Annotated in this window: 16 protein-coding genes; 13 read left to right on the top strand and 3 right to left on the bottom strand. The window is 40.4% G+C overall.

Going from position 1 to position 24,543, the window contains the following annotated elements:
• Nucleotides 1-353 precede the first annotated feature (353 nt).
• The 4 genes from H6G41_RS00080 to H6G41_RS00065 all read left to right on the top strand — a co-directional run bounded on the left by H6G41_RS00080 (nt 354) and on the right by H6G41_RS00065 (nt 6,531).
• Nucleotides 354-3,410: a peptidase domain-containing ABC transporter gene (locus H6G41_RS00080; RefSeq protein WP_190742448.1), complete on the top strand. Its 3,057-nt coding sequence runs from the start codon at nt 354-356 to the stop codon at nt 3,408-3,410.
• 123 nt (nt 3,411-3,533) lie between these two features.
• On the top strand, nt 3,534-5,135 hold the full coding sequence (locus H6G41_RS00075) for an HlyD family type I secretion periplasmic adaptor subunit (RefSeq protein WP_190742446.1): 1,602 nt from the start codon (nt 3,534-3,536) through the stop codon (nt 5,133-5,135).
• A gap of 255 nt (nt 5,136-5,390) precedes the next feature.
• Entirely contained in the window at nt 5,391-5,888 is a 498-nt protein-coding gene (locus H6G41_RS00070; protein WP_190742444.1) for a DUF427 domain-containing protein, read from the top strand.
• A 115-nt stretch (nt 5,889-6,003) separates the two neighbouring features.
• Nucleotides 6,004-6,531 carry a GrpB family protein gene (locus H6G41_RS00065; RefSeq protein ID WP_190742442.1) on the top strand — a complete coding sequence of 176 codons (528 nt, stop codon included), beginning with the start codon at nt 6,004-6,006 and terminating at the stop codon, nt 6,529-6,531.
• 596 nt (nt 6,532-7,127) lie between these two features.
• Here H6G41_RS00065 and H6G41_RS00060 read toward each other — a convergent pair.
• Nucleotides 7,128-10,076, bottom strand: coding sequence for a HEAT repeat domain-containing protein (locus H6G41_RS00060; RefSeq protein ID WP_190742440.1), 2,949 nt, complete (start codon nt 10,074-10,076; stop codon nt 7,128-7,130).
• A gap of 423 nt (nt 10,077-10,499) precedes the next feature.
• Nucleotides 10,500-10,847 carry a DUF6717 family protein gene (locus tag H6G41_RS00055; protein ID WP_190742438.1) on the bottom strand — a complete coding sequence of 116 codons (348 nt, stop codon included), beginning with the start codon at nt 10,845-10,847 and terminating at the stop codon, nt 10,500-10,502.
• A 572-nt stretch (nt 10,848-11,419) separates the two neighbouring features.
• Between H6G41_RS00055 and H6G41_RS00050 the strand changes: the two genes are divergently transcribed.
• On the top strand, nt 11,420-11,872 hold the full coding sequence (locus tag H6G41_RS00050; protein ID WP_190742436.1) for an orange carotenoid protein N-terminal domain-containing protein: 453 nt from the start codon (nt 11,420-11,422) through the stop codon (nt 11,870-11,872).
• Nucleotides 11,873-11,921: 49 nt separating this feature from the next.
• Here H6G41_RS00050 and H6G41_RS00045 read toward each other — a convergent pair whose 3' ends face one another.
• Complete coding sequence (locus tag H6G41_RS00045) at nt 11,922-12,116, bottom strand: hypothetical protein (RefSeq protein ID WP_190742434.1); 195 nt, start codon at nt 12,114-12,116, stop codon at nt 11,922-11,924.
• A 14-nt stretch (nt 12,117-12,130) separates the two neighbouring features.
• Here H6G41_RS00045 and H6G41_RS00040 point away from each other — a divergent pair, with 14 nt between their 5' ends.
• From H6G41_RS00040 to H6G41_RS00005, 8 genes are all read left to right on the top strand, one after another.
• A complete protein-coding gene (locus H6G41_RS00040; protein WP_190742432.1) occupies nt 12,131-12,688 on the top strand; it encodes a hypothetical protein in 558 nt (185 codons plus the stop codon).
• Nucleotides 12,689-12,812: 124 nt separating this feature from the next.
• A complete protein-coding gene (locus tag H6G41_RS00035; RefSeq protein WP_190742430.1) occupies nt 12,813-13,097 on the top strand; it encodes a CTB family bacteriocin in 285 nt (94 codons plus the stop codon).
• Between the two features lie 185 nt (nt 13,098-13,282).
• The gene (locus H6G41_RS00030; RefSeq protein ID WP_190742428.1) at nt 13,283-14,380 is read left to right on the top strand and encodes a cyclic nucleotide-binding domain-containing protein; all 1,098 of its coding nucleotides are present in this window, start codon (nt 13,283-13,285) and stop codon (nt 14,378-14,380) included.
• 100 nt (nt 14,381-14,480) lie between these two features.
• Entirely contained in the window at nt 14,481-15,932 is a 1,452-nt protein-coding gene (locus tag H6G41_RS00025) for an NHLP bacteriocin system secretion protein (protein WP_190742426.1), read from the top strand.
• A gap of 322 nt (nt 15,933-16,254) precedes the next feature.
• Nucleotides 16,255-18,438, top strand: a complete 2,184-nt coding sequence (locus H6G41_RS00020) for an NHLP family bacteriocin export ABC transporter peptidase/permease/ATPase subunit (RefSeq protein WP_190742424.1) — start codon at nt 16,255-16,257, stop codon at nt 18,436-18,438.
• A 131-nt stretch (nt 18,439-18,569) separates the two neighbouring features.
• Complete coding sequence (locus H6G41_RS00015; protein ID WP_190742422.1) at nt 18,570-21,476, top strand: NHLP bacteriocin export ABC transporter permease/ATPase subunit; 2,907 nt, start codon at nt 18,570-18,572, stop codon at nt 21,474-21,476.
• A gap of 355 nt (nt 21,477-21,831) precedes the next feature.
• Entirely contained in the window at nt 21,832-22,365 is a 534-nt protein-coding gene (locus H6G41_RS00010) for a hypothetical protein (RefSeq protein WP_190742420.1), read from the top strand.
• 550 nt (nt 22,366-22,915) lie between these two features.
• The gene (locus H6G41_RS00005; RefSeq protein ID WP_242037764.1) at nt 22,916-24,454 is read left to right on the top strand and encodes a transposase family protein; all 1,539 of its coding nucleotides are present in this window, start codon (nt 22,916-22,918) and stop codon (nt 24,452-24,454) included.
• The last annotated feature ends 89 nt before the right edge of the window (nt 24,455-24,543 follow it).

The raw sequence follows: 24,543 nt of genomic DNA, 5'->3' as shown, positions 1-24,543 counted from the left end.
AGCTGCACAAAACAAAAACAGAAGAATTTTGCCGCAGCAATTTCTCATGACAAGCCACGAAGTATCTACGCATACATACAGCATTGACCTGGCGCATCAAAAATTACCTGTTCCTAGATATCACAAAAATAGCAAATTCCATCTCTATTAAGTATTATATTTAACAATAAATAAATATAATTTGGCGATTAACTAGCAAAATGACACCAAGAGTAACTTTTTTCAGTAAAACTTCGCAAACATTGTAACTTTTACCCTGCATAATGTGTAGTATGCCAGGAGATATGTTTCTTAGGGCTTAGTAGCCAATAAAAAATAAGTAAAACCTATATTAAAGTAATTAATTTGAGTGCATGACTTATATAAAGAACGCCTTTGAAGAATTTCTTCCCAGTATCGAAGGTTTTGACCAGTTACCCCAAGAGGAAATCGTCAATCTCGCCCAACAACTACAAGCGTGGCGGTATCGCATAGGTCAAAAAATTATCGGTAAAGAAGCAATTCCCGATCGCATCACCATAATTTATGAAGGACAAGTACGCCTTTTGGGATACGATCCGCAAACACAAATGCCAATAACTTTAAGGTTATTGCAACCAGGAGAAGTTCTCGGCGAAATCGGTTTTTTGCGTCAAGTAGCCTGTGAAACAGCGATCGCATCCACAGAAACAGTATGCGTCACCTTAAGCACGGTTGAATACTTACGGCTGTTGTCTTCATACCCAGCTTTTACTAATCTCCGGAAAAACCACCCTCATATTATTGAGATATTTGATGTCATTGGTTGGCAATTAGAAAAGCAGGCCTTAGCCAGTGCTAATCTCAAAGAGCTTTCAGAACAAGCTTTACCAAAGGCGAAAGTAAACTACATTCCCCCCGGAAAAACCCGATTAAATCAACTCAATCACGAAAGTATTTGGTTTGTGAGTGGTAGTGGTTCAGTTGATAATTTAGCTACTGGTTCGCGCTTGCAATTGACTGATGGCGGAAAAATCGAAGTCCAAGGGCCAAATGCCATCCGTATACTCGGTTTAGATCCAGCAAATTTAAGCTTCCTCAAGGATGAGCCGGTACAAGAGCAAGTCACGACAATTCACTCTCAATCTCAATCCCAATCTCAATCTCAATCTCTATCTCGCTCTTATTCTCAACCGCGCTACTCACTCGACTCAGTAGATATTCCCTACGCCTCTGTGGAAGAAGTTTCCCAACCAGCAGTTGGCTCCAAGGGTAAACAAAAAAATCAAAAATTTCCCTTCTTCCGGGGTACAGGGGAGATAAATACCACATTTGCCTGTTTTCAGATGATCTGCAAGCACCTTAACATTCCCTTTCGTCGGGAAGTCGTGCGGCGCATCTTAACAGAGCAAATGAGAAAACAAGGTACTCTCTCATTTCAACTTTGTGCTTACCTATCAGAGTTAATTGGACTCAAATCCCATTTAGTAGATATTCCCGCCAGCGCTATTACGCGAATTCCCACACCAGCATTGATTCGCTATGGTGATAGCTTTGCGGTTTTATATGCAGCCGACGCCAATTCTGTAGTGGTGGGCGTGCCATCTCAAGGAATCTTGCGCTGCAAACCAGCTGAATTAGTCGCTGGTTTGGACGTAGATGAAAGCAAAATGCCGCCTCAGGTGCGGATATTGCTGGTATCTGCCACGAAAGAAACACCTCAAGAGCGGTTTGGGTTACGGTGGTTTATTCCCTATTTATCACGCCACCGTCGCGTACTTATAGAAGTTTTTATCGCTTCCTTCTTTGTACAATTGGCCGCATTAGCCAATCCCTTAGTCATTCAGCTAATTATTGATAAAGTCATTGTCCAAAATAGCATTAATACCCTGAATGTCTTGGGGATATTGCTATTAGTAGTCGGCATATTTGAAGCCGTGCTGACTACATTGCGGACATACTTATTTGTTGATACTACCAACCGCATTGATATGAGTTTGGGGTCAGAAATTATCGACCACTTACTCCGCTTACCACTAAGATATTTTGAAAAGCGACCAGTTGGTGAATTATCGACGCGGATTAACGAATTAGAAAATATCCGCCAATTTCTTACAGGTACGGCTTTAACGGTGGGATTAGATGCAGTGTTTTCGGTGGTTTATATCATCGTGATGCTGTTTTACAGTTGGCAACTGACATTGGTGGGTTTGGGGACAATTCCCGTCTTTGTAATTATCACCTTAATTGCTTCGCCCACTGTTAGCAGACAGTTACGCAGTAAAGCCGAACGTAACTCCGAAACTCAATCTTATTTAGTTGAGGTAATGTCGGGGATTCAAACAGTAAAAGCACAAAACATCGAATTGCGATCGCGCTTTTCTTGGCAAGAGCGTTATGCTAGGTATGTCGCTGCTGGGTTTAAAACAGTTGTCACCTCTACCCTAGCTAATTCTACGAGTAACTTTCTCAACAAACTCAGTAGTTTATTAGTGTTGTGGGTAGGAGCTTATTTAGTACTGCAAAACGAATTAACCTTAGGGGAATTAATTGCCTTTAGAATTATCTCCGGCTATGTAACTAGCCCCATATTACGCTTAGCTCAACTGTGGCAAAACTTCCAAGAAACTGCCTTATCGTTAGAGCGGTTAAGCGATATTGTTGATACCCCAGAAGAAGCAGAAACTAATCGCGACAACATCCCCTTACCTGCAATTAAGGGAGCAGTCAAATATGAAAATGTTTCCTTCCGCTTTGCAGCTAGCGGCCCACTGCAACTTTCGAGTGTTAGTGTCGAGATTCCCTCAGGACAATTTGTTGGCATTGTGGGTCAGAGTGGATCGGGTAAAAGTACGATGATGAAATTACTGCTAAGACTGTATGATGTCGAGTCCGGCAGAATTCTCATCGATGGTTATGATATTTCCAAAGTAGAACTGTATTCCCTACGGCGACAACTGGGTGTAGTACCGCAAGATCCCCTGTTGTTTGATGGGACAGTGCAAGAAAATATTGCCTTAACTAATCCCGAAGCAACCACCGAAGAAATTATCGAAGCTGCTCGCATTGCTGTTGCTCACGAATTTATTATGGGATTACCTAATGGTTACAATACCCGTGTGGGCGAACGAGGTGCATCACTTTCTGGGGGACAAAGACAAAGAATTGCGATCGCGCGATCGGTTTTACAACGTCCAAAATTACTAGTATTAGACGAAGCAACTAGTGCTCTCGATTACCCCACAGAACGACAGGTCTGTCTGAATTTAGCTCAAGACTTTAAGGGAAGCACAGTATTCTTTATCACCCACCGTCTAAGTACTGTTAGTAATGCAGATACAATTATCGTTATGGATAACGGTAGGATAAAAGAACAAGGAAGCCATCAAGAGTTAATGGCTGCTAGAGGTCATTATTTTTACCTGTATCAGCAGCAAGAAGTCAACCTGTAATGAGTCAGTTATTCAGTTATCAAGATACAACTGAATAACTGATAACTGATAACTGATAACTGATAACTGATAATTGATAACTCCTAAATAACAACAATTACTAATTCAAAATCTCAAACTCCTATGACTCAACTTAATGGCAATAGCTTTAACGATACTAATGGTAGTGGTAGACCAAGTACTCAAACACAATCAGATTCACAACAGATAGTCACAACATCTACTGAATCTACTTATGCCAAACCTGTTAAAGAGTCTCCATTTAACTTCCAAGGGGCTAACCTTGAGCAAGCTGTTGTCCTGCGACAATCTCCAGTTTGGTCACGCACAATCATGATATCTCTCATGCTATTAGCCTGTTTTGGGCTGGCTTGGGCTTATTTTGCCAAAATTGAGCAAGTAGTACCAGCCACAGGTCAATTAAAGCCAGAGGGAACAGTTAAAGAAGTGCAAGCTCCTGTTAATGGAGTCGTGAAAGAAGTTTTTGTCAGAGATGGTCAAGATGTCCAAGCTGGAGATTTACTGTTAACATTTGATTCTGTTGCTAGCCGTGCTGAATTAAATTCTTTAAATCAAATTCGCGCTGCTATCACCCAAGAAAACCAAATTTATCGCCGCTTGATGGGTGCAAGTTCAGCCACAGCATCTGAATTAGAATTTTTGCGGAGTCGATTACCTCAAGAGACGGCTTTTCTGTTGAAAAGTCGGTCGGCATTAGTTTCAGAAAATGAATTGTTACGGAATCAGTTGAAAAAAGATAGTTCAGCAGCTGGACTAGGAACTGATGAGCAACAACGCCTAGCGGTAGCTAGAAAAGAATTAGATTCCCGTGCTCTAGCCGCACAATTAGAAGTCGAAAAAACTCGCAAACAACTAGCACAAACTGAAGTTAAAAAGCAGGATACACAAGAAAGTTTAAAGATTCAGAGTACTATTTTAGGGCGAGTCAAAATATTAGCAGAAGAAGGTGGAATTTCTCAACTCCAATATCTAAACCAGCAACAACAGGTACAAAATTTAAAAGCAGAAATTGCCCAATTAACCGAAGAAGAAAAACGCCTCCAATTTGAGATTCAAAAAGGGAATCAACAATTAACCAATACTGTAGCAGCTTCTGATAAAGACATTTTAGAAAGAATCTCGCAAAATAAACAAAGAGTTGCTGATATCGATAGCCAATTCATGAAAGTGATTCTGGAAAATGAACAGCGCTTAGCAGATATTAATAGCAAAATTGCTCAAACTAGGCAGAATGTTAAATATCAAGAACTGCGTGCGCCTGTCAGTGGCACCATTTTTGATTTACAAGCGAAAGCTCCAGGATTTGTCGCTAACCCTACACAAAAACTTTTGCAAATTGTACCTAATGAAAGCTTTATTGCTGAAGTTTTCATCACCAACAAAGATATTGGTTTTGTTAGGCAAGACATGAAAGTTGATGTCAGAATTGACTCCTTTCCTTTTAGTGAATTTGGTGATATTAAGGGAAAAGTTATTAGTATTGGTTCTGATGCCTTACCGCCAGATCAAACATATCAGTTTTACCGCTTTCCCGCACGAGTTAGTTTAGAAAGACAATACTTGACGATTAAGGATAAAAAAATAAACTTGCAGTCAGGTATGTCGATCACTGCTAATATTAAAGTTCGCGAAGAACGTTCTGTACTGAGCTTATTTACTGAGTTGTTCACCAAACAAGTTGAAAGTCTCAAAGAAGTACGTTAGGTTATTTTTTCCGGGCACATCCCAAATGTTTGATTTCCCTTTTAAACGCAAAAGGTCACTGATGTTTCATCAGGCCATTTGTGTTGTTTTTTTATTGAGGGTATTGGGCATGGGTAATTTTTTTCAGCAAGCCCTACTTAATACCAAATTGCAATCTAAAACGTAATATTGAATTGAATCTTAATTACATATCAGAATGCGGATTGGTATTACTAAAATTGGTAAATTTTCAATTTCTAAACTTGGAATTTTTGTATGGTTTATCCACAACGTATTGAACCTGCTCGCGGACAAGAGTCAGTTTGGGATTATCCTCGTCCCCCACGCCTAGAGGATACAAACAAACATATTCAAATTATTTTTAACCAGGTAACGATTGTCGATACTCATTCTGCTAAGCGTGTTTTAGAAACGAGCCACCCACCCTCATACTATATTCCGCCTGCGGATATTAAAATGGAATACCTTTTTCTCACACCACAATCTAGTTTTTGTGAATGGAAAGGACGCGCTAATTATTACAGTATTCGAGTTGGCGATAAAGAAGTTGAGAATACTGCTTGGTTTTATCCCGATCCGACACCTGCTTTTGCATCTCTCAAAGATTATGTGGCTTTTTATGCTCATACTATGGATGTATGCTATGTTGATGGCGAGCAAGTGCAACCCCAACCGGGAAACTTTTATGGTGGTTGGATTACCAGTGATATAGTTGGGCCTTTTAAGGGTATTCCTGGTAGTTGGGGATGGTGATAATGAATGATGAATTATCTTCATGAGGCTTCAGTTTGAGATGGAGATTTTCCACTCCAGCAAAACTGTTGTCAATTTTGTTTCTATTTTGAATTTGCAATTTTTCCAGTCTCTCATGAAAGTAGAAGTTGTACCCCATGATTCAACATGGCGTAGTCAGTTTGAAGATGAAGCTAAGCTGATTGCTTTAGCATTTGGTGATAACGTTATTGATATTCAACATATTGGTAGTACTGCGATTCCTACTATATATGCCAAACCTATCATTGATATCTTAGTTCAGGTTAAAGACATCGCTAAAGTAGATGAGCAAAGTTCAGCGATGACTGCATTAGGTTATGAAATTATGGGTGAATTTGGGATTGCAGGTCGTCGTTTCTTCCGTAAGCATAATGATCAAGGAATTAGGACGCATCACGTTCACATTTTCCAAATTAATGTTTCTGAAGTTCAAAGACATCTAGCATTTCGAGATTATATGATTGCACATCCTGAAGATGCGCTGAAATACAGTGATTTGAAGCGTGGATTAGCTAAGCAGTATCCAGAAGATATGGAAGGATATGTGAATGGGAAAGATGGATTTATTAAGGAGATGGAGAGAAAAGCAATAGCATGGATACGTTCCGTTAGGTTGCCTTAGGTATCGCTCCAACCTAGCTAAAATAAGTAACGTCAATCTCCAAGAACAACTTCACCTTGCTTGATTATGCAACTTGGATGACTCATATATTTTTAATTGTTCATGGGGAATTAGTATGATTACATACTCATAATGAGGGGTAATACCCCCCTACGAACTATGAATATAGCAGTGTAAAATGAAACCGGGTTTAAAGAAATATTTTGATCTTAATCCTACTCAATTTATGTTGGGTAGGATGTTTATTTATATTGGTAATTTACTAGTGTTTGCCTATTCCTGGTGGTTTTTTGTAATGGGCGATCGCGTGTATAATTAATTTTTGTAAATGTTCCGGATGCAAAAAATTATATATCGAATTACATTTTTGATTGAAATTATTCCCTGGAAACAAAGTTTTTAGATTTATTATGAGATGAATGAAGTAAAAGGCAGGTTCTCCTGCCTTGGAAATAAACTTAACAATCCATCTATTTAAATATCTCATCATTTGGTTACATTGTCATGACAAGATTATGTCATAATGACGGACTCAACTGTTTTACGATTCATTTACCAAAGCGATTGATTATTTTTTTATTTGGAAGTCCCTGATCTCATAGATTAGGTTGATGCCAAATGCGATAAAACTCTAAATAATCCATCTTGTCTGCACAATGCCAAATTAGTTTATAACAATCTCGGCAGCGTTCTACTTGGTAATTTATCAATTCCTCGCAGCCGCAATTTTTTAAAGATGCGATCGCATCTGGGAATTGTTCTGGAAGTAAAATTTCTTTAATGTTATCCGCCGTGCGTTTGCGCAATGTTTCATTGGCTGTAGACTTGATTAGCTGTAATAAGGTATTGAGTGCAATTACATTACCGGGAGCAAGCTGCGCTAATTTGTATGCTCTTCTTCTTTGGGTATCTTCATCCTCTGCTAAGGTGATACCTTGAGTTAGTTCGGCTATCTGAAAATTGAGTGAGTAATATGATGATGGTGGCTTGGTTTTACGCTTACGTCTTCTAGTTTTAGGAAATTGTGGGGGAATTGAATTAACTACAGGAGATAATTTATCGCTGTGTAGGGTGGCTAAATTTTCTAATGCTTGACGGCTTTGGGATGGATCGGTTGCAGATGCGGCGATGTTCTCTAATGTAGAGATAGCAACTGGATTTTTAGCATCGATTTTGCCTAAACTATAAGCAACTTTGCGCCGAGTAGATTCACTCTTGGTTGAGGTAATAATTTCTACTAAAGTGGCGATCGCAATTTGATTACCCGGATCGACTTTACCTAAACTATAGGCTGCTTGCGATCGCAATGCTTCATAGCGTACAGTTTGCAAAATCTTTTCTAAGCCTGCGATCGCAATTTGATTACCCGGATCGAAGACTTTACCTAAACTATAAGCTGCATTCCAGATGTCGAACTCGTTTTGACTAGAGGTAACGAATTGTTCTAAAGCTGCGATCGCTTTTAGGCGATCGGTTTTTAATAATGCTACTCGCGCACATTCCACAATCGGTGCAGGATATCTTAATTGCTGTTGCTCGTTACATTGGTAATAGCCAAATCGCCACTTAACTAATTGCTGTACAATTTCTTCAGCCTGTTGACAATCTGTAAACTCAGCAATGCCTTGTGCGGCGACAAAATAAGCTTGATAACTATAATATCCGCCACAATTATCAGTAAACTCAATTAAGGTTTGAATAAACTCTTCCTTGTGCGCTGGGGGAATCTCATCTCTACCCAACCACAATAAAATTACCTCTCGCCATTGGGGTGCAAAAATGCGGTAACTGGGATCAGATGCATTGTAATTGCAGAAAAAACGCCAATCAGTAATAGCTTGAGCGGCGAAATACTCTTGAAAGGTGGGATGATAAAAAGCATAAACTTTTTCGCCTTGAGTTTCCGAAATGCCTACATGATTGAGCCAGCCTAACTGTAGCGCTAATTGAAACATCCCATCATCAGGCGCGCCTAAAACTTGACAGACAAAACGGTGTCGCAGGCGAAACTTGGTTTCTTCTTGAGAAATTGCTAACAGCGCTAATTCTCCCAAAGCGCGATTTAATTGTTGTCGCTGGGTGGAAGTTGTGGGAAATCTATCTTGTTTCCATTCATAAATTGATTCCACAAATTGTCCGTAAAGCATAGCTTTAGTTGTGGGTAATCTTCCTTGAGTTAATCCCCAAGTGCGACACAATAAAGCTAAGCGCAAAGGATTTTTCACTGCATCTTTTAACCGTCGTCGTTCTGGTTGCGCTAACTCAGCTTCTAAACTCTCAGCAAAATCGGGATGATCCTGAAACCAGCGACGAATAAACTGTGCTACTTGGTTGCATGAATCTGAAGAACTAAGAGCAGATTTTTCCCCATAGCTAAAATTAAGATTGCGGTAGGTTTGAAAAGATTGCAATGCATTTTTACCCCCATCCCAAACATTTAACCGACAAGTGAGAATTACCCTCGCATCTCCTACCCAACCTGTCAGATAACTCGCAATTTTCGTTAAAGCTTGGCTAGATTCCCAAGCCATTTCATCGACTGCATCTAGAAATAACCAAACTCGTCCTTGATTAAACTGTTCGCAGAATGCTTCTTCAATTTCTGCGGGAACGCGAAGCTTACGAACAGCAGCAGGTAACCAAGCTTGAATTAAATATTGCTCTAAAGTTTTACCTTGTAAATCTGCTAAATCTACCCAAATCAGCAAATCTTGGGTATTATCTAACACCCAAGCGGCAATTTTTTGCAGTAAAGTTGTTTTTCCTGCTCCCGGTTCGCCAACAATCGCAATGCGCTGACTTTGTTGTTCTCTGAGCAATTGTTGGAGAAATTCCTCATGATTAAAAATCTGGGTAACTTCCGTATCTTCAGGTTCATACAACCGCGAACCTTCTTGAGGACTAACATCACTACCATAACGCCGCCGATGTTTGCGTTCCACCAATCCCAACGGCACATATACTTGATCTAGTTCAAAACTTACACCATCAGCACTAGTTAAGGGATTGGTTGTCAGTCGTTGGTGATTTTGTGCCATTAAAGCATCACGACAAATTAAAAGCCAATCTGTTGATGATGAAGATGCAGAAAAACTTTCTTCGTCTTGTTCTCTTGTTACCTGCTTCGACTTTTCAGGACGACGACTTTCCCATTCAAGCTCAAATTTTTGTAAATTTGCGGCAATATCTAGGCGCGGATGCCAAAGATTGAGGGTAAAATGCCAAGTTTCCGAACCGCTACGAGCAGGACGATTATCTTCTAAAATTTCTAAGAAATCGGTAAATCGTTTTAAGGCTTCTTTAAGATGTTCGGCGTTTAATTGAATTTCTCCTGGCGCTAAGGTTGTCAGTGCTTGCAAAAATCTCAGCTTAGTTCTGATAACTAGACGATGTTCCGATAACCAGCGAGTTTGGATTTGGGGACGCAGTGCTTCTAAAGTCGCTTCATCCTGAGTGGCGATCGCATCATTAGCATAAGTCAATAATACTTCTAATAAGCGGCGCGATCGCTTTTTTGCTTCTGGGCCATAACTCGGTCTTGCCATCGCTGTATTTTTCAGACTGGACAAAGTTCTAAGAATTATCCCAGTTTAGCAACTTCCCTACTCCGCCTTTGTCAACTCCCTGCGGGGGAATTCAAAATTAATTACTTTAGGGATGAATTGGCGGATGGGGAGAGCGATCGCCTCAAGCCAAATTTTGTGAAAAACAGCATAAATGCGATAAAATTACGGAATATATATTGCTATTCTCAGTTTTGCGATGAATAAATTTAATTTACGAGTTGTGTATTTGCTAAACGAATAGAAAACTTGATTTACAACTTGTATAGTTGATTTACGAATAAGAAAACTTGATTTACAACTTGTATAGTTGATTTACGAATAGAAAACTTGATTTACAACTTGTATAGTTGATTTACGAATAGAAAACTTGATTTACAACTTGTATACTTAATGCACGAGTTTTTAGAGAGCGATCGCTTTGCATTGAGCGTAAAATTCTTTTGGAGCTTCAGGAAAATACTTTAATAAAGCCGGACATAGCCATCCTTCCATGTCTAAATCTGCGTTGTAGTACCAATTACCGCCATATTCCTCCCGTCGCCAATCAAATTTAACTTGATAACCAGGAAATGGACGAGCCGAAAACAGTAAACTAAATCCCGTTGCTGCATTAGGGATATTTGCTACTAGTCGATCGATAATTTTATCTGCACCTGCTACAAAGGGTTCTCGTATCAAACCAACTTTTTCATCGTCGAATACCCAAGTATCATCATATTTATAAGGGCGAATAACCATAATTGAATTCATATAGCGATCCTATTTCAGTTGTGAAAAATATCGGTTTTGGCTGTTGACTGTTGACTGTTGACTGTCAATCAATTTTAGATTTTGGATTTTAGATTTTAGATTATCCCCATACATTAATGTAGGGGCTTGAATCTAAAATTTTAGATTTTGGATTTTAGATTTATGCCATGAATAAATTCAGGGGCTTGAAACCTTTTTAAATTTTGGATTTTGAATCTTCAATCCAAAATCCAAAATTTAAAATCTAAAATTCGGTCAACGGTTAACAGTCAACAACCTTACATGTAATATTTCACAAATCATTGAGGATTGCTATATAGGATTCCTCCTCAGCTTTACTTGTTCAACATTTCTCAGGATTTTTGAGAAAATCTGTCTATAGGTGACTAAATTCTTGAGCTTCACCCTGCTCAGGTTTTGAATTATACAAATTTGGGAAATTCTGTATCTACAACTTTAGTTAGACGAATATACATCAACTCATTGTTAACTTAGGTAACAAGTCTTTAAGGAGCTTTAACTTCATTGTTGACCCCCTTAAAGATTAGAAGTTTTGAATTGGAAGAGTAATCATGGCACAATATACTCAATCAGCACCAGCACAGTATGCGGAGCTGTTTAGAAACCTGTCCATAGATAACCAACTTGCCGTATTGTGGCATCTGTACGTCCAAATGGGTGGTTCCACCAGACCCCAAGACCCCGAAGACACCGCACCTGATAATTCTGAGGGACTGTTTAATAAAGTTAAAGGAAAGTCCAAAGAAGAGCAACTGCAAATCATGCGCGATTTGTTGACCCCTTCTAGCACAGAGATTCGGCGGGAATACGACTCTTTGAACAACAATACCAAGCTAGCTTTTTGGTATCGACTGGCTCAAGGTATGGAAAATTCCACGATAATTCCGGTACCATCTGATTATCAACTTTCGGGTCAAGCAAAAGAGTTGTTGTCTAGACTTGAGCCGATTGGCTTTGAATTACAATACATCTTTCTGCGTGATGCATTGTTAGCAGGTTACTAAAAAAGGAACTACCCCACCTGATTTGCGTTGACGGTGGGGTGCATAGATTTTAGTGAAAGTTGCAAAAAAAGCGATCGCACTTACCTACATTCATGCGATCGCTTTTTTTCACAATTCTCACAACTTCCTCAAATTTATTGTCTATCCTCAAGATTAAGGCGAGCAATTGACCAAAAAATCTCCGTCGAATGATTGCGATCGCTTTGATTGTTTCCTGAAGAATTGCTAAATGTATCTCAATCAAGGAGATTATGTTATGTGAAAGACCTAGACTCCTATTATAAAAATGAAAATGGTATATATTTAATTGAAATCCGCCTCAGTAATGTAAGTCAAATATTTAACTCCTTTGATCCATCACCATTTTTAGAAAAAGACCTTGATGAAGACGCTGAAGCTTATATTTTTCAATCAGCAAGCGAATTCTCACTTAAAACTCCTTTAAAGCTAGTTTTCTACGTACCACAACAATTACAAGACGCAGAAATACAAATTTTACCTGAAGCCATCCATAACTATTTTGATTATCGAAAGCATAACGCAGGTAGAGAACTGCGTCAGACTCTCCGCCAAGGTCGGATCTCATTATTGATTGGTCTAATGTTTTTGGGCTTGTGCGTGACGATTAGCAAACTCATTACCTTGTTCAGCGATGATACCTTTGCTAACATCGTCACCGAAGGGTTATTGATTGTAGGTTGGGTAGCAATGTGGCGACCGTTGGAAATTTTTCTTTACGATTGGTGGCCGATTCATCGAACTCAACAGGTTTTTGACAAACTTAGCTCTATTACTATTGATATTCGCGCTACCTAACTAGTAATTGGCAAGGGTTGTCATTGGTGAGCCACTGCTTTACTGCTTTGCATCTACGCATTTTGCATAAGTTCCACCCCTTCAGAAATATCTAAGTTTCAGCAGCATTCCGCAGGATAAAAGAATGTCTAATGAAACAAATATAAATAATAGTCCCGTTGAATTATCGCCCGAAGAACTAGACGCAGTCTCAGGTGGAATCGATATTTACCTATCTGGCTCCACTTTTGAACAAAGAGATATATTTTCCGCCAACCGCCGGAGTTTTCGCAGAAACAGCAGAAATTCTCTTTTTAGATCTTCTTATATATCTTCCTCAGCATTTCAATTTATCGGTTTGGGCTTTAGTTCTGTGAGCGATGCGCTGAGTTTTGTCAGCGGTTTCGCCAAGCTTTTTGGTAGGAAATGAGAGGAGTGTTGACGGTTGACGGTTGACTGTTGACTGCGCTGCACTGCGATGCCCTGAGCTTGTCGAAGGGAGCCTGTCGTTCGCGTAGCGTCCCGCAGGGAAGTGTTGACGGTTGAGTAATGAAAAATTAGGGGTGAAGGTTGCAGAATTTTTCTCCCATTCGTTGATTTATAGGGAGTTGAGTAATGGCAGAGGTTCTATTAAAAGAACTTAGTAATGAAGATATAGATTGGATGTTGGCGGTAGGAAAGCAAGCAGAAATTGCGCCGGGAAAAGTTTTAATTCAGCAAGGTCAACCTCTGGATGCACTGCATATTCTCCTTGATGGTGCATTGACGGTTTCCTTAAATCAAGCAGATAACAATCCTTTAGGGCGAGCTTTTGCGGTGCTGGAAGGGGGAACTTTACCCGGAAGGGAAATTGCGCGGTTATCTAGTGGGGAGATGGTAGGGGAAATTCCCTTTATCGAAACTTATCTACCTGCAACTACTGTGAGTGCCAAAACCAAATCTTTGGTGTTAACAATTCCCAAATTCCAGCTTATCCAAAAACTCCAACAAGATTTGAGTTTTGCGGCGCATCTCTACCGCGCCAGTGCAGTGCTGTTAGCCAATCGTCTAGAGCAAATGATGAATCAGTTGGGGAACAGTACGGTTGTTTTGAGTCAATCCCAACTGCGGGAAGCATTGATTGTCTTTGCAGAGTTACAGGATGCTGATATTGATTGGTTAATTGCGGCGGGAAGAGTCGAACAATTTGCGGCTGGTTCTGTCTTAATTCGCGGCGGTAGACCGATAGAAGCGTTACATATTTTACTTGATGGGGCTGTGGCGTTAAATGCCGCGACGGGAGAAATTAACCCCTTAACGAGAGCTTTTTCTAATTTAGAAGATAGCCAAAATCAAGTATTAGAAAAGGAATTTGCGCGATTATGGCGGGGCGATATTGTGGGCGAAACCCCATTTATTGAAGTCCAACCGCCAGCAGTCACAGTGAGGACAATACGGAACTCAAGAGTATTATCGATTCCTAAGTGGCGATTGTCAGCAAAACTATTGCATGATGTCGGCTTTGCATCTCGATTTTACCGCGTGTTGGGAATTTTGTTGGCAGATAAACAACAAGCGATCGCCCAACGCTTAGGATATGGACGACTAACTTACAGTAGCGGACAATCCTTAGACCAATCCTACGCTAACGAACTTAATCTAAATTCTCTCTCACAAGTGGCGTTAGCCGGAGCGCGGTTTGACTGGATGCTCAAACGGATTGGGATTGAGTGATGGGCATTGGGCATTGGGCATTGAGTATTTATTTTATTACCCCCTCTGCTTCCTCTGCACCCCTACCCCTTCCCTAGTCTTTGTATAAAAAGGTAAAAAAATGGTAACACAGCAAGATACGCAGAAACGGAATATTTTTCGTCAGGAAGCTTTAGATAGAGTTGCTTCGCCGGAACAACTCGATCAATTAATTAAGGTAACAAATCCTAAACGCTGGTTTTCTTTGTTGGCGCTGGGTTCCTTGGTAGCGGTGGGAACTGCTTGGAGTGTGTTTGGGCGTATTCCGATAGTCGTCTCTGGGCGGGGGGTATTAATTTATCCCAGTAAAGTGGTGACTGTGCAAGCGGCTAACCCTGGAAGGATTTTAGCGTTAAACGTGCAAGTAGGCGATCGCGTCAGAAAAGGTCAAGTCATTGCAACTATAGATCAAGCTGAATTACGCAAGCAATTGCAACTAGCGCGAGAAAAACTAGTACAGTTGCGTTTTCAAGATGAAACCGCCAATCAAGTGCAAACACAGCGTTCTAATTTAGAAGAGATAGCAATTCAGCAACAGCGTCAAACATTGCAAAGAAGTTTAGAAATCGTCCAATCTCTCACCCCAGCGTTACGCGAACAAACACAAACTGTAATGAAACGCGAACGGCTCAATCTGCAACAACGTATCCAAACTTTACAAGAATTATTACCGATTTATCATGAAAGATGGCAAAAACGGAAAAAACTCCTTAAAGAAGGCGCTGTTCCCCAAGATACAGCTTTACAAGCAGAGCAAGACTATAAAAATGCTCAAGCACAAATCAATGAAGCCAAATCCCAATTAAATCAACTGGAATTAAGGGAAACTGACACCGAACGTCAGTATATGAATAACCTTAATCAAATTAATGAAATTCAAACCCAATTAAAAGCTTTAGAAAGTCGTCAAGCAACTCAAAAAGAGCAAGATTTCACTACTGTTACTAACAGAAAAAAAGAAATTCAAGAAACGCAACGTGTCATTGCTCAATTAGAATTACAATTACAAAAAACTAGTCAAATTGTCAGCGATTACACCGGAAGAATTCTAGAAATCACCGCCAAACCAGGACAACAATTAGAACCAGGTGGAGGAATTGGGACAATAGCAGCTAATGAAGAATCTGCGAAATTAGTTAATGTGGCTTTTTTACCTGTGAGTGAAGGTAAGAAAATTAAACCGGGGATGTCTTTACAAGTTACACCTTCTACCGTGAAACGCGAAGAATTCGGTGGAATAGAAGCGAAGGTAAAAAATATTTCTGCATTCCCGGTAACACAGCAAGGTGTAGCCAGTTTAATTGGTAATCCTGATATTTTACCAGGTATATTGAGTCAAGGGGCACAAATAGCAGTTTTTAGCGAACTGCAACCGGATACTTCTACTAATAAAGGCTATCGTTGGTCTTCATCAAAAGGGCCTGACTTAGAAATTACAGCAGGAACCACAACTTCTGTACGGATTACAGTTGAAGAACGCGCACCGATTACCTTTGTATTACCTATTTTCAAATCTTTGACAGGACTAGGGTAATTCGTAATTCGTAATTCGTAATTTTCAAGAGGTTTAATCTTCTTATATTCCCAATAATTAAACCTCTTATATAATTTCTCTGCGTCTCTGCGTGAGATAAAAAAATGAATTGAACCGCCAAGACCGCCTTCGCGTTAGCGTCTCGTTCACGCAGCGTCTCCCCTTGGGAGAAGAGAAGAACGCCAAAGAAGAATAGAGGCACATAATTCTCCTCAAAGATATATATCTAAAAAAACTCTGCGCCCCTTTGCGTTAACCTTAGCGTACCTTTGCGTTTAAAAATTAAAACCTTGTGCAACCTTACCAATAAATAATATTAACCATGAAATCTTTATTTAATAAAATCCCTTCAATTCGCCGCACACCAACATTACTACAAATGGAAGCAGTAGAATGTGGTGCAGCAGCTTTGGGAATGATTTTAGGTTACTATGGCAGAATTATTCCCTTAGCAGAATTACGCCAAGCTTGCGGAATTTCTAGAGATGGAAGTAAGGCTTCAAATATCTTAAATGCGGCGCGGAGTTACGGATTACAAGCTAAAGGTTTTAAAGCGGATTTACCAGCATTAGAACAAATTCAATGTCCTTATATAGTATTTTGGAATTTCAACCATTTTTTAGTAGTTGAAGGCTTTAGTAAACAGCGCGTTTATTTAAACGATCCAGCGACGGGAAGAAGGACGGTTTCTGTAGGAGAATTTAGCGAAGCTTTTACCGGGGTAGTTCTCGTATTTGAAAAGGGTGCAGATTTTAAACCAGGGGGACATAAACCGAGCTTATTTTTAGCTTTAACTTCACGATTACGCGGCTCAGGTTGGTCTTTAATTTATTGTGTATTGGCGGGATTTTTATTAGTAATACCTGGTTTAGCCATCCCCACATTTTCGCGAGTATTTGTAGATGAAGTATTAATTCAAGGTCGAGATGATTGGTTGCGCCCGCTAATATTTGCGATGTTATTTACTGCTTTATTAAGTGGATTATTAACACGCTTGCAATTACAGTTATTGCGACGACTAAAAATTAAATTAGCAATGGGAATGTCGAGTAAATTTATTTGGCATTTGCTCCATCTTCCTGTAAGCTTTTACGATCAGCGTTTTGCTGGGGAAATTAGCAGCAGAATTCAACTTAACGATCGCCTGGCTAATCTCCTTTCTGGTAAACTGGCAACAACGGTAATTTCTGCCGTGATGGTAATATTTTATGCCATTGTCATGTGGCAATACGATCGCCTATTAACTCTGATTGGTATTGCTTTTGTTGTCGTCAATCTCCTAGCTTTGCAGTGGGTAGCTGGATTGCGGGTTGATACTAATATACGCCTGATGCAGGAACAAGGCAAAGTCAGCGGGATTGCGATCGCAGGTTTGCAAAGTATGGAAACCCTGAAAGCTTCCGGTTTAGAGTCCGATTTTTTCACCCGTTGGGCTGGATATTACGCCAAAGCCATCAATGTGCGTCAAGATATGGACAATCTCAATCAAAGCTTGGGAATCTTACCCAGCTTTTTATCTGGGATTACCTCCATGTTATTGCTGGTTGTCGGGGGATTTCGGGTTATCGATGGAGGGTTAAGTATTGGGATGCTGATTGCATTTCAATCCTTAATGCAGCAATTTATGCAACCAGTCAGTCAACTCATCAGTTTAGGTGGGGATTTACAAGAACTGGAAGGAAATTTAAATCGCCTAGATGATGTCTTACGCAACCCGGTGGAAGACAGCAGGGGAGCAGGTGAGCAGGGGAGCAGGGGGGATTGGTCTGTTACTTCCCCTAAACTAGAAGGATATCTCGAACTGCGTAACATCACCTTTGGCTATAACCGAACTGCACCACCGCTAATTGAAAATTTTAGTCTTTCCCTCAAACCAGGACAACGTGTAGCGTTAGTTGGTGGTAGCGGTTCTGGTAAATCCACCATCGCCAAGGTAGTAGCCGGATTATATCAACCTTGGGCAGGGGAAATCTACTTCGATGGACAACCCAAACAGCAAATTCCGCCTCAGATATTGGTAAACTCCATCGCCACAATCGAACAAGACATTATGCTATTTGCTGGTAGCGTCCGCGATAACCTCACCTTGTGGGATACTACCATTCCTGATAGTAACTTAATCCAAGCTTGCCGCGATGCAGCTGTGCATGAAATTGTGCGATCGCTTCCCGGCGGTTACAATGCAGACTTATTAGAAGGCGCAAGTAACTTGAGTGGGGGACAACGTCAAAGATTAGAAATCGCCCGCGCCTTAGTCAATAATCCCTCAATTTTATTAATGGATGAAGCCACCAGCGCCTTAGATGCAGAAACCGAAAAAATCATCGATCAAAACCTACGTTTACGCGGCTGTACCTGCGTAATTGTCGCCCATCGTTTGAGTACAATTCGTGATTGCGATGAAATCATAGTTCTCAATCGCGGTAAAGTCGTCCAACGCGGTACTCACGACGAATTAAGTCAAGTCGAAGGACATTATTTAGACTTAATTAAAAGCGAAAGCTAAACCAAAAAACTCTCTACAACTCTCCTTTCTTGGCGTCCTTGGCGTCTTGGCGGTTTCATTCATTTCTTTTTTCTCACGCAAAGCCGCAAAGACGCAAAGAATAAATAAATTCTTATATCAAATATTTAACTATGCTAGCTGAAGAAAATCAAACCAACCCACTCAGTGAATCATATATATTCAAAAATAACGACCCCCTACTACTCGACAACCCAGAAACAATTTGGCTAGTCAAATCGGGATCTCTCGCCATCTTCGCCATCAACGTCCAACATGGTATACCCAAAGGAAGACGACGTTATCTATTTAGCGTCAAAGCCGGCGCAGCCATGTTCTCCGCTCAATTAAACTCCCCAAACGGACATTATCAAATCCTCGCAGTCGCTTTAGAAGAAACCGAACTATTACAACTTAAAAAATCCGAATTTTCTCTCACTTCTACACCAGAATTAATTGAAAATTGGGTACAACTTCTTAGTTCATCTGTCGCCGAAATCATCTCCCCCAAAATCCCCACACCCGCGAACATTCCCGGATGTACTATATTAGGCGAAAAAGAAATATTTCAAGCACCACATGACATGGTTGTTTGGGCGCAAATTCTCCAAGGAAAAGGAAATCTATTAGGCTTAGATAGCTTAGAAATCACTTCCGAAATTGGACGCATTCCTTTATATGGATATCTCTGGTTACAATCTCAAGAGGTAATTGAAATTGATGCCTTATCTACTACAGATTTAGCCGATACTCATACATTATTAACCGGATTACATCATTTACAAATATTCGTTTTACAAGCAATTTCCCAACTCGAACAACAAGCCAACACCGCAGAGTTAGCCAGATTTCAAGCCAGGGAACGGTTAAATAATCAAGCGATCGCCTCTACTCTCAGTAACTTTGCTAACATCTTCGATGCTGAGACAACGCCCACATCCCCCACAAAACCAGCAATTAACTCCGAAGAAGCACTGTTATTTGCGGCTGGTGCGGTAGCAAAAGTATTAGGGATATCTATTCGTCCCCCGGCTAATTCAGAAGACTTGCGCCGAGTACGCGATCCCTTAGATGCGATCGCGCGGGCTTCCCGTATTCGCATCCGGCGCATCACTTTGCGGGATAATTGGTGGCAGCAAGATAGCGGCGCTTTGTTAGGTTATACTGTAGCAGATAACCGCCCGGTGGCACTGTTACCCATTTCGGAAACGCGGTATGAAATTATCGATCCGATAGAACAAAAGCGGATAAAATGCGATCGCCAAATCGCTGCAACGATATCGCCTACAGCTTACACTTTTTATCGTCCTTTACCCGCTAACCTCAAGGTGTTGAACTTGATACAGTTTGCCTTTGAAGGACGTTCTAAAGAATTAGCGACAATTTTATTTACCGGAATTGCGATCGCTTTATTGGGGATGATTACACCTCAAGCTACCGCCATCCTCATCGATCAAGCCATTCCTGATGACAATAAATCGCTCTTATACCAAATCGCCTTTGGTTTAGTAGCCACAACTCTAGGCGCAACCCTATTTCAACTCACCCAAGGCGTAGCGATTATGCGCTTAGAAACCTTTGCCGATACTTCCACCCAAGCCGCAATTTGGGATAGATTATTAAATCTCAAAGCTTCATTTTTCCGCCAATATTCCATCGGTGATTTAAGCGCTCGTGTTGCCGTTATCAGCCAAATTCGCCAAAAACTCAGCAATACATTACTCAAAACTTTATTTTCGAGCTTCTTTTCCCTGCTAAATTTAGGATTGCTGTTTTACTACAGTCCTTCCTTAGCCCTAATTGCTGTTTTTGTCGCCTTAATTAATATAGCTGTCACCATTATTTCCGGTATTCTCACCATCCGCAAAGTCCGCCCGTTACTAGAAATGCAAGGTAAACTCTTTGGGATGATGGTACAAATCATTAACGGTGTCGCTAAATTCCGGACTAATGGCGCACAACCGAGAGCATTTGCTTACTGGGGCGGGCAATATCGCCAGCAATTACGCTATATGCTCGATGCTCAAAGTATAGAAGATAATTTGGTAGTAATTAACAATCTGCTTTCCGCCTTAACTCCTGTGATAATTTTTGCCTTCGCCACTAATTTACTGCAACAATCCCAAGCCAATGGCGGAACTTTTTCTCCGGGACATTTCTTAGCTTTTAATGCAGCATTTGGTACATTTATTAGTGGAGCGACGAGCTTAAGCAGTACCGCCGTAGATATCTTAGAAGCCCTACCCTTATGGGAACGCGCCCAACCTATCCTCCAAGCCAGCCCAGAAGTTGACGGTAGCAAAACTGACCCAGGCAGATTATCAGGTAGAGTTGAGATTAGCCATGTTATATTTCGCTATCGCCCTGATGGCGCACTCACCTTAGATGATGTCAGCTTACGGGCAGAACCAGGAGAATTTATCGCCTTGGTAGGGCCTTCGGGGAGTGGTAAATCTACTTTATTTAGATTGTTGTTAGGATTTGACACGCCAGAATCGGGTAGTATTAATTATGATGGGCAAGAACTGTCCGGATTAGATGTCAATGCCCTTCGCCGTCAGTTAGGGGTGGTTTTGCAGAACAGCCGCTTAATGTCTGCATCCATCTTTGAAAACATTTCCAGTAACGCTGTCATCTCAATGGAAGAAGCATGGGAAGCAGCGAGAATGGCAGGTTTAGCCGATGATATCGCCACCATGCCAATGGGGATGCATACAGTAGTTAGCGAAGGGGGTACTAACCTTTCTGGCGGACAGCGACAACGGTTATTAATTGCCAGAGCTTTGGCATTACGTCCCCGAATTTTGGTGTTTGATGAAGCCACCAGCGCCTTAGATAACCGCACCCAAGCGATAGTTAGCGAAAGTTTAGAAAAGTTGAATGTTACCCGGATTGTTGTTGCTCATCGCCTCAGCACCATTCGCAACGCCGATCGCATTTATGTATTGGAAAATGGGCGCTTAGTCCAACAAGGTAACTTTGACCAACTCGCCCAGCAACCGGGATTATTTAGCCAATTGATTCAGCGACAGCGATTGTAATGGGGTATTGGGCATTGAGCATAAGTCATTTCTCCCCACATTCCCCACAGTCTCCACACTTCCTCACCCCCTTGTCTCCCTAATTATGCAAGTTCAGGAATTAAATTCACACCAATTAATACTGTTTAAACCGTTAAAACCTAATTGTTTTTTGTTCTGGTTCATATTTTTATGTACATCTTTTTTACCAGTATTAGGAATTATTATACTTGGCGGTGGTTCTAGATTGACATGTGAGAGAAGCATTGCCAATCAAGGAAATTGTGAACTTGTACAATCTCCTTTTTGGATACAAGTCAAGCAAAAATTTCCCCTATCGGATTTGAGAGAGGCTAAAATTGAAAAATCAAAGGAAGTGGATCAAGAAACAGGTGAATACTACTATTACGTAGTATTGTTAATTAAAGATTCTCCGGTTCGCTTTACTTTTACGAGTAGAGGAGGTGAAGGTGCAAAAGCCGATGTCAAACCAATTGTAGAAGAAATCAATCAATATATTGCCAAACCAGAAATCGCCCGCCTAAATATTGAGCAACCAGAATGGATCATAATTTTAGTCGGGAGTATCCCATTTTTTGCATTTAATATACTCTTTATTGCCTTAGATATATATGAAGGTGGCTCAAATTGCATACTCGATCGCGATCGCAATTCTTTCACCTTAACCCGCAAGAAATTGTGGCGCTGTATTGATATAGTCGAGTATCCTCTGAGTCAAATTGCAGCCGTTGAGGTGGACACATCTGATAATGATGGTATGGGGGGAACATCCTACAGAGTTAGCTTTCAACTTAAATCTGGCGAGATTATCCCACTGACTCAGGGCTACTACTCCTATGATGTTATTCCAATAGTCTCTGTTATCCGCCAATTTCTCAATCTGAGCTAATGGTGTATAAAGTTAGTTACTTTATGGACTATTGTTTGTCAGAATAGAGGAATATGTTAACGCGGACAAATAATTTGGCAATCGACATACATCTCAATTAAGAATTCTGATGTCAGTTAACTAATTATATGTCGTCTTAACAAATTATTGTCGCTGAAATTAAAAAGGCTATAATCCCCACTACACAATAATTATAGCCTTTTTGATTGCCATTTAAAAGTTAAATGATTTTAACAAATTAAATGTCGATATTTAAATAATTAACATTTTAGTTGTCATCTTATAAAGCCTGTACATTCGCTAATTATATGTCGCAATTCGCAAATCATGTCGCGACTACTTAAAAGCGTTGTAAGTCCTGCTGTGCAAAGGTTTTAAGCTTATAATCAATCAAAGCGACAAATTGGCTTAATTCGCATATTCAATGTCGTAAGTTGCGGTTTCGCATATTCAATGTCGTTTATTTACATTTTGTCAATTTGCAAATTGTTTGTCGCATTCTTAGCAAGATAATGGTACATTAGTACCTTAATGAGTATTTCTCGCTCCAATGGCAAACAAAGAATTTGAATTCACACAAGAATTGACCGAAGCCCCGGAAGCTATTTTCCTTGGTGAAAATAATTTCACTGTAGATCCATCGCAAATTATTCTGGAAACTTCAGATAGACATAAGCTGACATTTAACCTCATCCAGTGGCTTGCTGAATCACCAAATCGCACAATTAAGTCTCAAAGGAAGCAAGCAGTTGCAAATACTCTTGCTATCTCTACTCGGCAGGTAGAGCGTCTACTTAAGCAACACTATGAAGACACCCTATCCGAGACAGCAGGAGTACAACGCTCCGATAAGGGAAAATATCGAGTCAGCGAATACTGGCAAGAATTTATCAAAACAATTTATCAAAAGAGTATTAAAGACAAACATCCAATTTCACCAGCATCTGTAGTTCGCGAAGTGAAGCGACACGCGATCGTTGACCTTGGACTTAAGCCAGGAGATTATCCTCATCAAGCTACTGTTTATAGAATTTTAGATCCTTTAATTGAACAACACAAACGGAAAACAAAAGTTAGAAATCCTGGTTCAGGATCTTGGATGACAGTGGTAACACGCGATGGCGAACTACTGAGGGCTGACTTTAGTAACCAAATTATCCAGTGTGACCATACTAAATTAGATATTCGCATAGTTGATATTCATGGTGATTTACTGTCTGAGCGTCCTTGGCTGACGACTATTGTGGATACCTATTCAAGTTGTGTTGTTGGTTTCCGTTTATGGATTAAACAGCCAGGTTCTACAGAGGTGGCTCTAGCCTTAAGACACGCTATTTTGCCGAAAAATTATCCTGATGACTATGAGCTAAATAAAGTTTGGCAGATATGTGGGCCTCCTTTTCAATATTTTTTTACTGATGGTGGAAAAGATTTTCGCTCAAAACATCTCAAAGCCATTGGCAAGAAACTAGGATTTCAGTGTGAACTCCGCGATCGCCCACCCGAAGGTGGTATTGTAGAACGAATCTTCAAAACTATTAATACTCAAGTTCTCAAAGATTTACCTGGTTATACAGGCGCAAATGTTCAGGAACGTCCCGAAAATGCAGAGAAAGAAGCCTGTTTGACAATACAGGATTTGGACAAGATTTTAGCGAGTTTCTTTTGTGATATTTATAATCACGAACCTTATCCCAAAGAACCTCGTGATACAAGATTTGAACGCTGGTTCAACGGTATGGGAGGAAAATTGCCTGAACCTTTGGATGAGCGAGAATTAGATATCTGTTTGATGAAAGAAGCGCAACGAGTGGTTCAAGCGCATGGATCTATACAGTTTGAGAACTTAATTTACCGTGGAGAATCACTCAAGGCATATAGAGGTGAATTTGTAACTCTGCGATATGACCCAGACCATATCCTGACTTTATATATCTACAGTTCTGAAACTGATGAGAATGCAGAAGATTTTGTTGGATATGCTCATGCCGTAAACATGGATACCCATGATTTGAGTTTAGAAGAATTGAAAGCCTTGAATAAAGAGCGTAGTAAAGCTCGTAAAGAGCATTTTAACTCAATACCTTAGCCAAAATAAGAGGATGAGGAGAGAGGGCACTTTGTAGTAGAGTTATTGTCTCTCACAACGACAACTCAAAAACCACTCTTGCGCCCATG

It is taken from the genome of Tolypothrix sp. FACHB-123 (assembly GCF_014697075.1).
Lineage (GTDB): Bacteria > Cyanobacteriota > Cyanobacteriia > Cyanobacteriales > Nostocaceae > Aulosira.
This window is presented reverse-complemented; position numbering and strand designations above follow the sequence as displayed.

Excerpts from the sequence above, each read along its gene's own strand:
- H6G41_RS00080 (WP_190742448.1), top strand. The coding sequence starts at position 354 with ATGACTTATATAAAGAACGCCTTTGAAGAATTTCTTCCCAGTATCGAA.
- H6G41_RS00075 (WP_190742446.1), top strand. The coding sequence starts at position 3,534 with ATGACTCAACTTAATGGCAATAGCTTTAACGATACTAATGGTAGTGGT.
- H6G41_RS00070 (WP_190742444.1), top strand. The coding sequence starts at position 5,391 with ATGGTTTATCCACAACGTATTGAACCTGCTCGCGGACAAGAGTCAGTT.
- H6G41_RS00065 (WP_190742442.1), top strand. The coding sequence starts at position 6,004 with ATGAAAGTAGAAGTTGTACCCCATGATTCAACATGGCGTAGTCAGTTT.
- H6G41_RS00060 (WP_190742440.1), bottom strand. The coding sequence starts at position 10,076 with ATGGCAAGACCGAGTTATGGCCCAGAAGCAAAAAAGCGATCGCGCCGC.
- H6G41_RS00055 (WP_190742438.1), bottom strand. The coding sequence starts at position 10,847 with ATGAATTCAATTATGGTTATTCGCCCTTATAAATATGATGATACTTGG.
- H6G41_RS00050 (WP_190742436.1), top strand. The coding sequence starts at position 11,420 with ATGGCACAATATACTCAATCAGCACCAGCACAGTATGCGGAGCTGTTT.
- H6G41_RS00035 (WP_190742430.1), top strand. The coding sequence starts at position 12,813 with ATGTCTAATGAAACAAATATAAATAATAGTCCCGTTGAATTATCGCCC.
- H6G41_RS00030 (WP_190742428.1), top strand. The coding sequence starts at position 13,283 with ATGGCAGAGGTTCTATTAAAAGAACTTAGTAATGAAGATATAGATTGG.
- H6G41_RS00025 (WP_190742426.1), top strand. The coding sequence starts at position 14,481 with ATGGTAACACAGCAAGATACGCAGAAACGGAATATTTTTCGTCAGGAA.
- H6G41_RS00020 (WP_190742424.1), top strand. The coding sequence starts at position 16,255 with ATGAAATCTTTATTTAATAAAATCCCTTCAATTCGCCGCACACCAACA.
- H6G41_RS00015 (WP_190742422.1), top strand. The coding sequence starts at position 18,570 with ATGCTAGCTGAAGAAAATCAAACCAACCCACTCAGTGAATCATATATA.
- H6G41_RS00005 (WP_242037764.1), top strand. The coding sequence starts at position 22,916 with ATGGCAAACAAAGAATTTGAATTCACACAAGAATTGACCGAAGCCCCG.